Source organism: Pseudomonas sp. MF06569 (genome assembly GCF_059862735.1).
This window is the reverse complement of sequence record NZ_JCBCUZ010000021.1, coordinates 86,405-98,192: the sequence shown is the minus strand read 5'-3', so window position 1 is coordinate 98,192 and position 11,788 is coordinate 86,405. Positions and strand designations below refer to the sequence as shown.

The window sequence follows — 11,788 nt, the reverse complement described above, 5'->3', positions numbered from 1 at the left end:
AGCACGAGGTCGGCAGCCTCGCGTTTGAATTCAGCGGAAAAGGTACGGCGTTGTTTGGTCATCTGACACCTCGATCTGGCGAGTATTCTCGCCTAAAAGGGTGTCCGGTTTCATTAGACCACTACAGCCTTGAACCACGGCAGATAGGTGTCGTCGAGGAATGCGCGCAGGGTAGGGGTGCTGGCGTTCCTGCGGTTTTGGGTGACCGCCAGTGGTTCGCCGTGCTCATGTGCGTCTGTTAGATACCTGCCAGCCTCAGTGCGGGCCTGATCCAGCGTCATCACCCCCACGCGGCCTAGAGTGGCATTCTTGTTGCGCCCCCACGTCACCATATAGCTCATGTGCCCACTGGGCAGAACGCGAATAAAAAAACCGGGGAGGTGGGTGTCGTGAACACGATAAACTTTCGGCTCTGCGGACAGGCTGCTAATGAGTCTTTGGGTAATCTTAGTCTTCATGATTCCAGTCGTGACAGCAGTGTGACAGAAGAAAGCACAGTATCAGTCAGTATCAGAACACACAATCACACAGCAACGCCCTTTGTTTGCTGGGTTTGTCCTGTGTTTACTGGTTTGTAGTTGACCCTCCTAAGGGGAAGGTTGCAGGTTCGAACCCCGCCTGGGACACCAGATACGCAAAGGCCCCGCACTGTTGAACAGGCGGGGCCTTTTTTGTGGCTTTCAATCAGTCAGGCCTGGCCCAGCAGCCCGCGCCCCGCCAGGTTCTTCATCAGTGCCCCAACCCCGAATGCCCATTGTGGAGCCTGGTCGCTACCCGTCACGCGATTGTGCAGGGCGCCCAGGGCGGGTGACGAAATGCTCACTACGTCGTCCGCCTTGTGGGTGAACCCCTGACCCGAATGGTCGCGGTCTTCTGTGGGCGCGAACAGGGTGCCGAGAAACAGCACAAAGCCGTCCGGGTACTGGTGGTTGGCATTGAGGGTTTGCTCCGCCAGATTGGCCGGGTCGCGGCTGATCTGGTTCATGGAACTCTTGCCGTCCAGTACGTAGCCGTCCGTGCCTTCGACGCGCAAGGTCACTTCGCATTGGCGCACGTCGTCGAGACTGAAGTGTTCGTCGAACAGGCGAATAAACGGTCCCAGTGCGCAGGATGCGTTGTTGTCCTTGGCCTTGCTCAGCAGCAGCGCACTGCGGCCTTCGAAGTCGCGCAGGTTGACGTCGTTGCCCAGGGTTGCGCCGTGAATCCGGCCCTGGCTGTCCACCGCGAGCACGACTTCCGGTTCCGGGTTGTTCCAGCTTGAACCCGGGTGAATGCCGATGGCATTACCGCTGCCCACCGCCGCCAGTATCGGGGCCTTGGTGAAAATCTCGGCGTCCGGGCCGATACCGACTTCCAGGTACTGGGACCACATGTTCTGTTCGATCAGCACCTGCTTGAGGCGCATGGCCTCGGGCGAGCCGGGGAGCAGGTCGCGCAGGTTGTCACCGATGACGTCCTGTACCAGGGCGCGGATCTCTTGAGCACGCAGGGCATCGCCGCCTGCTTTTTCTTCGATGACTCGCTCGATCATGCTGGCGGCAAATGTCACGCCTGCGGCCTTGATCACTTGCAGGTCTGCAGGGGCCAGCAGATAGGGCTTGGCCATGTCACGCTGCTCGCCACTGTTGGCCAGCAGGGCCTGAATCGTACCCAAGGCCGTACCGCTGATTTCGCGTACGCTTTGCAGCGGTTTGTCGCTTTCCAGTAGCGCGCTCAGGGTGGCGAAGTGCGCGGTGCAGTCGATCACCTCGCCGTCTCGAATCACCACCACGGCCGGACCACCACGCTCGCCAGGTAGCCATACACGACCCACCAGCGTCGCGCGCTGCCAGTCGTTCGGCAGGGAGTTTTCTACGGTCAATTGCAGCGTTTGCATAGGCCTGATCCTTGAAAAAATGGGCAGTGCGGGAGCGGACTTGCTCGCGATGACGCCACTGCGGTGTACCTGAGAGAGCGCGCCGCCTGCATCGCGAGCAAGCCCGCCCCCACAGGTCATGTGTCCATAGTGTTTAGTGAGAGTGGCGGGGCGGGCCGTTTTCCGGGATCACGCGCCAGTACAGTGTTGCCGGTTCCAGGCAGCCGCCCGTGGACAACTGGCCTACCAGTTGGCGATACAGTTCCTGCCACGGCGTTTGCGACGGGGCCAGCGGTGGCAGGGGTTCCTGGCGACGCTCGTTGAGCACGCTTTCGTCCACCAGCAAATTGACACTGCGCGCATTCAGGTCGACGCGCAGGCGATCCCCCGTGCGCAGCAACGACAGGCCGCCGCCCACGGCAGACTCCGGAGACATGTTGAGAATCGACGGGCTGGCCGAGGTGCCGCTTTGACGGCCATCGCCCATGCACGGCAGCGAGTCGATCCCGGCCTTGATCAGGTTGGAAGGCGGTGCCATGTTCACCACCTCGCCACTGCCGGGAAAACCGACAGTGCCGCAGCCGCGAATCACCAGAATGCAGCGTTCATCGATGTCCAGCGTCGGGTCGTTGATGCGCGCCTGATAGTCTTCGGGCCCCTCGAACACAATGGCCCGCGCTTCGAAACTGTTGGGTTGCAACGGGTCGCTGAGATAGGTCTTGCGGAAGGCTTCACCCACCACCGACATTTTCATGATGGCGCTGTCGAAGAAGTTACCGCTGAGTACGATAAAACCGGCGCGGTGCATCAGCGGATCTTCGTATGAGCGGATCACGTCGCGATCGCCGGTGACGCAGTCGGCAACCACGTCCCCCATGCTGCGGCCACTGACGGTGAGGCAGTCGCGGTGCAGGCGCCCAACCTTGTCCAGTTCATGCATCACTGCCGGTACGCCGCCCGCGCGGTGGAAGCTTTCGCCAAGGTATTCACCGGCAGGCATGCAGTTGACGAGCAACGGGACGTCTTCGCCCACACGCTGCCAGTCTTCCAGCGACAGATCGATGCCACTGTGGCGGGCAATGGCAATCAAGTGTGGCGGGCAGTTGGTGGACGCGCCCAGTGCCGAGGCCACGGCGATGGCGTTTTCAAAGGCGGCGTGGGTCATGATGTGCGATGGGCGCACGTCTTCGCGCACCAGGTCGACGATGCGCATGCCGGTGGCATAGGCCATTTGACCGCGCTCGCGGTACGGTGCCGGAATGCTCGCGCAACCAGGCAGCGACATGCCCAGTGCCTCGGCCAGTGCGTTCATGGAAAGCGCGGTGCCCATCGTGTTGCAGTGGCCCACGGACGGCGATGAAGCCGTGGTCAGGGTCATGAACCCTTCGTAGTCGATCTCCCCTGCGCTGAGCAGGTTGCGCGCATGCCACAGGACGGTGCCGGAGCCGATGCGCTGGCCTTTGTGCCAGCCGTCGAGCATTGGCCCGCCGGACAACACGATAGAGGGCAAGTCAGTGGTGGCCGCCGCCATCAGGCAGGCCGGGGTGGTCTTGTCGCAGCCTGTGGTCAGCACGACGCCGTCCAGCGGGTAGCCGTGAAGCACTTCCACCAGGCCCAGATAGGCGAGGTTGCGATCCAGCGCCGCGGTTGGGCGACGTGACTGTTCGGCGATCGGGTGCACCGGGAATTCCATCGGAATGCCCCCCGCGTCGCGAATACCGTCCTTGACCCGCTTGGCCAGTTCGATGTGGTGGCGGTTGCAGGGCGTGAGGTCGCTGCCGGTCTGGGCAATACCGATGATGGGCCGTCCCGATTGCAGTTCGGCCCGGGTCAGGCCCTGGTTCATGTAGCGCTCAACGTACAGCGCAGTAAGGTCGGCGTGGCTTGGATCGTCGAACCACAGCTGGCTGCGCAGGCGGCGTGGGGTTGAATCGGTCATGGCAGGCTCCAGCAGATTATTCGGGCAAAGGGTTGTTGCGGCGCACTTGGCGGATCAGTCCGGCGTGGTCGAGTTCGCCGTCACCGGCCTCGACCATCGCTGCAAACAGACTGTCCACCAGGGTGCCCACGGGCAGGTTCAGGCCCAGCTTTTGCGCTTGTGCGAGGGCGGTCCGGGTGTCCTTGAGTTGCCACTTGGCCGGGCCGCCGGGGGTGAAGTCGTTGTTAAGCATGCGTTGGCCGTGTTGACGCCAGATCGGCGAATCGATGAAGCCCCCCATCAACGCTTCGTGGACTTTTGACGGGTCGGCGCCGCCGCGCTCGGCCAGCAGCAGGCCTTCGGCAACGGTGGCGATGGTGCTGGCGACAATCAACTGGTTGACCAGTTTGGACAGTTCGCCAGTGCCCGCCGGGCCGACGTGTACCGGGCGGCCCATGGCGGCCAGCACCTCGCGGCCTTGCTCGAAGGCCACGGTTTCACCACCGACCATGATCGCCAGGCTGGCTTCCCGCGCCCCACGCTCGCCCCCCGACACCGGGGCGTCGAGGTAGCGCAGGCCCCGTTCGGCACATAGCCGTGCCTGTGCGGCGGCGGTGTCGACCGGGATCGAACTCATCACAATCACCAGCGCACCCGGCGCCAAGGCCAGGGCAGCGCCGTTCTCGCCAAACAGCACCTCGTCGCAGGTCGGGCCATCGCTGAGCATGCAGATCAGCACCTGGGCGCCGTTTGCGGCATGCGCCGGGGCCTGAAAAGCCTCGGCACCTTGTGCCGCGAGTGCCTGCGCCCTGGCGGAAGAACGGTTCCATGCCCGCACCGGGAAGCCTGCGTGCAGCAGGTTGCGGGCCATGGGCTGGCCCATGATCCCGGTACCGATGAAGGCTACGGTTGGCAGGCTCATGCTTTGCCTCCAGCCGCCGGGACCATTTGCTCGCCAATCTGCGACACCTTGTTGCGTGGCATCAGCACCATGCCCAGGCCACCCAGGCCGACCAGTGCAGCAATCACCATGAAGCCTGGGGTGTAGCTGCCGGTGACGGTGAACAGATAGCCGGTCAGGTAAGGGCCGATAAAGCCGCTGAGGTTACCGATGGAGTTGATCAGGCCAATCCCCACGGCGGCCCCGACGCCCGTCAGTACTTGCCCCGGGACGGCCCAGAACACGTTGATCGCGCTGTAAACACCCATCGCCAGAAGGATGAAACCGACGACGATGATCCACGGCTGGTTGAGCCACAGCGCCACGGCAATGGACACGGCCGCGAGCATGGCGGCGCCGCCGGCATGCCAGTGACGTTCTTGCAGGCGATCAGAGCGACGGCTCCACCAGATCATCGCCACAGCGGCGACGGCGTACGGGATGGCGGTGATCAAGCCGTTCTGCATCAGGCCGATCTCCAGCCCGAACGAGCCACGGAACGAGGCCAGTACGGTGGGCATGAAGAAGTTCATCGCGTTGGAGCCCGACGTGATGCCGAAATACACCAGCGCCAGCAGCCATACCTGACGGTTGCACAGTGCCTTGCGGATCATCTGGCCTTTGGTCGGTTGAATGCCCACCACCAGCGGTTTGTTGCGCTCTTCCTGGGCCAGGGTGTTGATCAGCCAGTTGCGCTGTTTGTCGGTCAGCCAGTGAGCATCCGCCGGGTGGTCGGTGAGGTAGAAGTAGCACACCACACCGAGGATCACGGCCGGTACGGCCTCAACGATGTACATCAGGCGCCAGCCGACCAAGCCCCAGGCATCGCCCAGTTCCATCAGGCCTACCGACAGGGGCGCGCCGATGATTTGTGCAATGGGAACGCCCAGGTAAAAGGTAGCGATCATGCGGGCGCGGTAACGGCTCGGGAACCACAGCGACAGCAGGTAAATGACCCCCGGAAAGAACCCGGCCTCAGCGATACCCAGCAGTACGCGCAGGGAGACGAAGTGCACGGGCGTCTGCAAAAAGCCCATGGCCCCTGCGATGATGCCCCAGGTCACCATGATCCGTGCAATCCAGACACGGGCGCCGTAGCGGTGCAGCAGAATGTTGCTCGGCACTTCGAACATGAAGTAGCCGAGGAAGAAAATACCCGCGCCCAGGCCATAAATAGTCTGGCTGATGCCGATGTCTTCGTTCATCCGCAGTGCGGCGAACCCGACGTTGTTGCGGTCCAGGAAGGCGACCAAAAACAGCAGGATAAGAAAGGGGATCATGCGTTTGGTAACGCGCTTGATCGTCTGTTGTTCGATGTCGGAGACATCGGGAAGTGGCGTTGTGGTCATATCGCACGGCCTCAGTTTTTATTGTTGTGTGTAACGCGAGCTTTTTTGCTTTTTGTGGGAGCGGGCTTGCTCGCGATAAAGGCGACGCGGTGTCACTGAACAACCGCATCGATCCCGTCGCGAGCAAGCCCGCACCCACAGAGGTGTGGGGTTATTTGGGGGCCGTATCCTCGATATGGGCGCGCACGATGGCGTCGAAGTCCGGGTCGGCGGTAAAGCCCAGTGCCCGGGCGCGAGGGGCCTGGACCTTGCTCGGCCAGCTTTCGACGATGCGCTGGATGGTGGCGTCCGGCTCCCAGCGAATCAGTTGGGTGACGTCCTCACCGGCGACCCGTTGCAGCGCCGAGACCATGTCCGCCACGGTGGTGGTCACACCCGGCAGCGGGATGATGCGTTCGTTGCCCAGGGTTTGCGGCGACAGGGTCATGCCCAGCAACATCGATTCGATAATGCGACGCGGCGAGGTCAGGTACACCTGGGTGTCCGGGCGCACCGGGCAGACGGCAGGCAGGCCTGCCAGCGGTTCGCGGATGATCGAGCTGAAGAAGGTCGATGCCGCTTTGTTCGGCTTGCCGGGGCGCACGGCCACCGTTGGCAGGCGCAGCACGCGGCCATCGACAAAGCCCTTGCGCGCATAGTCGGCCACCAGCAGTTCGCCCACGGCTTTTTGCATGCCGTAGGAGGACTGAGGGGTGAGTACGGTGTTGTCATCGACCACAGGCGGCAGCGTGCCGCCAAATACGGCGAAGCCGCTGGCATACACAAAGCGCGGTGCGTTGCCCTGTTTGCGCAGGGTTTCGAGCAGCAACATCAGGCCGTGAAGGTTGACCTGCATGCCGAGGTCGAAATCCGCCTCGGCAGCCGAGCTGACCACCGCTGCCAGGTGCCATACCAGATCCACGCCGTCAGTCACCCGGGCGATGACTTCAGGGTCAGCCACATCACCGGTCACCAGTTCGATGCGCGGATCACTGGGCAGGTCTTCGCCCGCAAAGGCATCAAACAGCACGATGCGTTCAATGGCACGAGGTGCCTGGCCTTCGAGGGTCAGGGTGTTCAGGTCAAGCAGACGCTGAGCCAGTTGCTTGCCGATAAAGCCGGTACCGCCGGTGATTAGAATTCTCATGTACAGCCCCTGTTTCTTATAGTTGTTTGAGCGGTGAATCAGTCGGCCTGCACGGTGCGCTGGCGCTGTTCGCCCAGGCCGCTGATGCCCAGGCGCATTTCCTGACCCGGGCGCAGATAGACCGGCGACGGCTTGACGCCCAGGCCCACACCCGGTGGCGTACCGGTGGAAATCACATCGCCTGGTTGCAGCGACATGCAGCGGCTCAGGTAGGCAATCAATGCCGGGATCTGGAACACCATCGTGCGGGTATTGCCGTTCTGGTAGCGCTGTCCATCTACCTCTAGCCACAGGTCGAGCTGGTGTGGATCGGTGATTTCATCACGGGTCACCAGCCACGGGCCGAGGGGGCCGAAGGTGTCGAACCCCTTGCCCTTGTCCCAGGTGCCGCCACGCTCCAGCTGCCATTCGCGTTCGGACACATCGTTGATCACGCAGTAACCGGCCACGTGTTCCAGTGCGTTGTGTTCGTTGATATTGCGGCCGCCCTTGCCGATCACCACGCCCAACTCGACTTCCCAGTCGGTCTTGGTCGAGTCGCGGGGAATTTCTACGTTATCGTTCGGGCCGCAGATGGCGCTGGTCCATTTACTGAACACCACCGGTTCCGACGGCACGGCCAGACCGGACTCTGCGGCGTGGTCCGCATAGTTGAGACCGATGCAGATGAACTTGCCGACCTGGCCGACACAGGCGCCGATACGGGGCGAACCACTGACCAGCGGCAGGGTGGCGGGGTCGATCTTGCTGAGTGCGGCCAGGCTTTCGGGGTTGAGCGCGGAGCCTGCGACATCGGCGATGTGCGCCGACACATCACGGATATTGCCTTGAGCATCCAGCAGACCGGGTTTTTCCTGACCTTTATCGCCGTAGCGCAGCAGTTTCATAAAAGCTCCTTTATCCAAATAAGAAGAGTGCAGCCATTTCCTGTAGCCGCTGCCGCAGGCCCTTCAAAAGCGGGGTAGCTGCGCTACCCATCGCAGCCTTCGGCAGCGACTACAGTGAGTCTGGTTTCAGTTGCTCATCCCGCCATCAATCACCTGGGTCGTGCCGGTGGTGTAACTGCTGGCATCGCTGGCCAGGTACAGCGCCAACCGGGCGATTTCTTCAGCGTTGCCAATGCGGCCCATGGGCTGGCGGTCGACGAAAGCCTGGTACACCTCGGCTTCGGAGCGCCCTTGCTCAAGTGCCTGCTGGGCGATGCGCTGGCGCAGCGACGGGGAGTCCACCGTGCCGGGGCAAATGGCGTTGCAGCGAATGCCCTGGCCTACGTAGTCGGCGGCCACCGATTTGGTCAGGCCGATCACGGCGGCTTTGCTGGCGGTGTAGGCAAAGCGGTTGGGCACACCTTTGACGCTGGAGGCCACCGAAGCCATGTTGATGATCGAGCCACCACCGTTGCTCAACATGCCTGGCAAGAAGGCACGGATCATCCGGTACATGGCCGTTACGTTGAGGTCGAAAGAGAATTGCCAGGCCTGTTCGTCGCACTCAAGGACGGCACCGCTGTGCACGTAACCGGCGCAGTTGAACAGCACGTCCACGTTGCCCACCTGTTGGCAGATCGCGTCAATGTCCGAGGCACGGGTCACGTCCAGAGACAGGGTTTGAATGCCGGGAATGTCGTGCAATGCTTCGATATGCAGGTCGGTGGCGATGACCTGAGCGCCGGCATCCCGAAAGGCCAGTACCGATGCGCGGCCTATGCCCTGCGCTGCAGCGGTGATCAGAACGCGTTTGTTGGCTAGGTTCATGACAAGAGTCCGTTGTTATTATTTGGCGCAACCCCTTCACACTAAAGTTGCTTTGCGATAATCGCCAATGAGATATTCTCAGGACTTAATAACCGGAGGTTATCGGATGGCGGATGTCGGGTTTAACCAACTGTGCAACTGGCTGCGGTTTCGCCATTTGGTGCTTATCGACACGCTGGCGCGCACGCAAAACATGCATGCCACCGCGCAGGAAATGAGCATCAGCCAGCCAGCAGTCAGCAAGATGCTGCGTGAGATCGAGCACCAATTGGGTTTCGACGTCTTTGCCCGTTTGCCGCGCAGCATGACGCTTACCGATCTGGGTACCCACGTGGCCCGGTTCGCCCAGATCGCGTTGAACGATACCGGCCAGTTCGTCAGCCAGATCAATCATCTGCGCCAGGGCGGGCATGGCCTGCTGAAGGTCGGCACTATCTATGCGGCAACGGCTCTGGCGGTGCCCGCGGCGATTGTGAGGGTCAAGCAGCAGTGGCCGTTGCTCACCGTGCAAGTGCTTGAAGGCACCAGTGCCAACATGCTGACCCTGCTTGAACACAAGGAACTGGACCTGGTGGTGGCCCGGTTTACCCTCGACCGTCACCGTGAACTGTTCGAGTTCCAGGCGCTGGCACCGGAGCCGTTGTGTCTGGTCACCGGCAGTCAGCATCCGTTGGCGGGGGCCAGCGAAGTCCCCCTGGCCGAACTCGGCAGTTGGCCCTGGGTGATTTACCCCACGGGCACACCGATGCGGGCGCGGGTAGAAAAAGCCTTTGTCGAGGCGGGTATGCAAACCCCTGAAAACACCGTGGAAACCGTGTCCCTGCAAACCACGATGCAACTGCTGCAAACAACGCCTGCGGTGGCCATGCTGGCGGAGTCGATGGTCGAGCCGGAAATCCAGGCCGGGCGCTTGACCCGTCTGGCGTTGCCGTTTCCCCTGGTACTGGCGGATTACGGCGTGATTACCCGGCGCAACGAAGTGCCTCAGTGGTCTGCCAAAGCCTTTATCGATGCCCTGTTAAGTGGTCCCGATGCCCTGCGCGGTGCTCGCCAGACATCTTGATAACCCTCAGTTATTAACTGATCCAATCATGTGATTGGGCACAGGCCAGATCGCCCTCTAAAGTGAGCGTCGCCCCACCTGCCGGGTAGGGGCGAAACCGCTCATGAGAGGCGCGAATGAGAACAATAAAAAGCTACAAGACGCTGACAATCTTCTTCCTGTTCCTGATTGGCGTGGTCAACTACCTGGACCGCAGTGCGCTGTCCATCGCCAACACCACTATCCAGAAAGACCTGGCCATCAGCCCGATGCAAATGGGCGTGATGCTCTCTGCATTTTCCATTGCCTACGCCTTCTCCCAACTCCCCCTCGGTGCCTTGATCGACAAGCTGGGCAGCAAGCTGGCACTGGGTGGCTCGCTGGTGGTGTGGTCGGTAGCGCAGGCGGCTTTCGGGCTATTCAGCAGCTACGGCCATCTGGTCGGGCTGAGGGTATTGCTGGGGATTGGCGAGGCACCGGTCTTTCCTTCGGCGGCCAAGGCCTTGTCGGAGTGGTTCGACACCCAGGAGCGGGGCACGGCAACCGGCTGGGTGTGGTCCTCGACCTGCATCGGGCCGTGCCTGGCGCCGCCTTTGTTGACCGTATTCATGGTGCATCTGGGCTGGCGCGGGATGTTCATCCTGACCGGTGTGATGGGCCTGTTACTGGCGGTGTGCTGGTTCAAGTTCTACAAAAGCAAAGCGCAATACATGGCCGAAACAGGCCGCGCAGAACCGGTACCGGTGCAGCAGGCCAAGGCGCCGAAAGTGCGCTGGACCTCGCTGTTCAAGGACCGCAATACATGGGGTGCATTCCTCGGGTTCATGGGCGTGATCTACATGATCTGGCTCAATCTCACCTGGCTGCCCGGCTACTTTGAGCGCGAGCATGGCCTGGACCTGTACCGCACGGCCTGGGTGATATCTCTGGCTTATCTGTTCGGCGCCTTGGGCACCATCGTCGCCGGCAAATGCTGCGACCGCCTGGTGGCGAGGGGCATGCGGGTACTGGCCAGCCGAAAACTGATGGTGATTCTGGGCCTGCTGGGCGGGGCGCTGTTTACCCTGATCGTGGCGTTTACCACCAACGTGGTGGCGTGCGTGATCCTGCTGTGCCTGACCATGTTCTTCATCAACATCTCCAGCGCCACGGCGTGGATGATCGTCAACACCATCGTGCCGTCGGAGCGTGTCGCTTCGTTTGGTTCGATCCAGAACTTTGGCGGTTATCTGGCGGGCTCCATAGCCCCGATCCTGACGGGGTTCAGCGTTCAGCAGAGCGGCTCGTTTTCTTCGGCATTCGTGATCAGTGCGGTGGTGGCTGCGTGTTCGGCTTTCGCCTACTTTGCGCTGCTCAAGGAGCCGAAAGCCCCGCAGGCACCGCAGGCTGCGTTTGTCCCCGCCTGACTGAGAGAGGGTTTGTTGGGAGCGGGCTTGCTCGCAATTCGGGCGACACGGTGTATCTGAACTACCGCGTCGATATCATCGCGAGCAAGCCCGCTCCCACGGGGGGGATAGGTGTTTACCGTTACAACCACGACTCGGTAATGCGTCGGTCCAGCTCTTCCCAGTCAGCCATGCCCAGCACCCGGGTGGTGTTCAGGCCGCGCAGGTAGCCCCGCAGTTGATGGGCGCTGGCGTGTCTATCGGCAGTGCGGGTGCTTTCGCTTTGGAGCGCCTCTTCATAAAGGCTCAGGTACTCGTTCACCCGGTCGCGGTACTCGGGCAGTACCGCTTCGCGAATCAGGTCGAAAGTTCTCAGTTTTTGATTGGTATTCACGGGTCACCCTTTGTGAGATTTCGGG

Annotated in this window: 11 protein-coding genes; 2 read left to right on the top strand and 9 right to left on the bottom strand. The window is 61.7% G+C overall.

What is annotated here, in order from left to right:
- Positions 1-113 precede the first annotated feature (113 nt).
- From AC19YQ_RS18160 to AC19YQ_RS18125, 8 genes are all read right to left on the bottom strand, one after another.
- Positions 114-458, bottom strand: a complete 345-nt coding sequence (locus tag AC19YQ_RS18160; protein ID WP_500595629.1) for an Arm DNA-binding domain-containing protein — start codon at positions 456-458, stop codon at positions 114-116.
- Between the two features lie 230 nt (positions 459-688).
- Entirely contained in the window at positions 689-1,876 is a 1,188-nt protein-coding gene (locus AC19YQ_RS18155; RefSeq protein WP_326397506.1) for a fumarylacetoacetate hydrolase family protein, read from the bottom strand.
- Positions 1,877-2,009: 133 nt separating this feature from the next.
- On the bottom strand, positions 2,010-3,794 hold the full coding sequence (locus tag AC19YQ_RS18150; RefSeq protein ID WP_326397507.1) for an IlvD/Edd family dehydratase: 1,785 nt from the start codon (positions 3,792-3,794) through the stop codon (positions 2,010-2,012).
- 16 nt (positions 3,795-3,810) lie between these two features.
- Positions 3,811-4,695, bottom strand: coding sequence for an NAD(P)-dependent oxidoreductase (locus AC19YQ_RS18145; RefSeq protein ID WP_133077328.1), 885 nt, complete (start codon positions 4,693-4,695; stop codon positions 3,811-3,813).
- Positions 4,692-6,062 carry an MFS transporter gene (locus AC19YQ_RS18140; protein WP_500595628.1) on the bottom strand — a complete coding sequence of 457 codons (1,371 nt, stop codon included), beginning with the start codon at positions 6,060-6,062 and terminating at the stop codon, positions 4,692-4,694. The genes AC19YQ_RS18145 and AC19YQ_RS18140 overlap by 4 nt, the downstream gene beginning before the upstream one ends.
- Positions 6,063-6,213: 151 nt before the next feature.
- Positions 6,214-7,188 (bottom strand): D-erythronate dehydrogenase, encoded by a 975-nt coding sequence (gene denD / locus AC19YQ_RS18135; protein WP_133077330.1) that lies wholly within the window; start codon positions 7,186-7,188, stop codon positions 6,214-6,216.
- A gap of 38 nt (positions 7,189-7,226) precedes the next feature.
- Complete coding sequence (locus AC19YQ_RS18130) at positions 7,227-8,075, bottom strand: ureidoglycolate lyase (RefSeq protein ID WP_133077331.1); 849 nt, start codon at positions 8,073-8,075, stop codon at positions 7,227-7,229.
- A gap of 126 nt (positions 8,076-8,201) precedes the next feature.
- On the bottom strand, positions 8,202-8,942 hold the full coding sequence (locus AC19YQ_RS18125) for an SDR family oxidoreductase (RefSeq protein WP_133077332.1): 741 nt from the start codon (positions 8,940-8,942) through the stop codon (positions 8,202-8,204).
- 106 nt (positions 8,943-9,048) lie between these two features.
- Between AC19YQ_RS18125 and AC19YQ_RS18120 the strand changes: the two genes are divergently transcribed.
- On the top strand, positions 9,049-10,005 hold the full coding sequence (locus tag AC19YQ_RS18120) for a LysR family transcriptional regulator (RefSeq protein WP_133077333.1): 957 nt from the start codon (positions 9,049-9,051) through the stop codon (positions 10,003-10,005).
- 116 nt (positions 10,006-10,121) lie between these two features.
- Positions 10,122-11,390, top strand: a complete 1,269-nt coding sequence (locus AC19YQ_RS18115; protein ID WP_326397509.1) for an MFS transporter — start codon at positions 10,122-10,124, stop codon at positions 11,388-11,390.
- A 121-nt stretch (positions 11,391-11,511) separates the two neighbouring features.
- Here the strand turns inward: AC19YQ_RS18115 and AC19YQ_RS18110 are convergent, their stop codons facing one another.
- On the bottom strand, positions 11,512-11,763 hold the full coding sequence (locus AC19YQ_RS18110; RefSeq protein WP_133077335.1) for a hypothetical protein: 252 nt from the start codon (positions 11,761-11,763) through the stop codon (positions 11,512-11,514).
- Between the last annotated feature and the right edge of the window lie 25 nt (positions 11,764-11,788).

Bases quoted from the DNA above. Each gene is read 5' to 3' on its own strand.
- AC19YQ_RS18160 (WP_500595629.1), bottom strand. From the start codon at position 458: ATGAAGACTAAGATTACCCAAAGACTCATTAGCAGCCTGTCCGCAGAG.
- AC19YQ_RS18155 (WP_326397506.1), bottom strand. From the start codon at position 1,876: ATGCAAACGCTGCAATTGACCGTAGAAAACTCCCTGCCGAACGACTGG.
- AC19YQ_RS18150 (WP_326397507.1), bottom strand. From the start codon at position 3,794: ATGACCGATTCAACCCCACGCCGCCTGCGCAGCCAGCTGTGGTTCGAC.
- AC19YQ_RS18145 (WP_133077328.1), bottom strand. From the start codon at position 4,695: ATGAGCCTGCCAACCGTAGCCTTCATCGGTACCGGGATCATGGGCCAG.
- AC19YQ_RS18140 (WP_500595628.1), bottom strand. From the start codon at position 6,062: ATGACCACAACGCCACTTCCCGATGTCTCCGACATCGAACAACAGACG.
- denD (WP_133077330.1), bottom strand. From the start codon at position 7,188: ATGAGAATTCTAATCACCGGCGGTACCGGCTTTATCGGCAAGCAACTG.
- AC19YQ_RS18130 (WP_133077331.1), bottom strand. From the start codon at position 8,075: ATGAAACTGCTGCGCTACGGCGATAAAGGTCAGGAAAAACCCGGTCTG.
- AC19YQ_RS18125 (WP_133077332.1), bottom strand. From the start codon at position 8,942: ATGAACCTAGCCAACAAACGCGTTCTGATCACCGCTGCAGCGCAGGGC.
- AC19YQ_RS18120 (WP_133077333.1), top strand. From the start codon at position 9,049: ATGGCGGATGTCGGGTTTAACCAACTGTGCAACTGGCTGCGGTTTCGC.
- AC19YQ_RS18115 (WP_326397509.1), top strand. From the start codon at position 10,122: ATGAGAACAATAAAAAGCTACAAGACGCTGACAATCTTCTTCCTGTTC.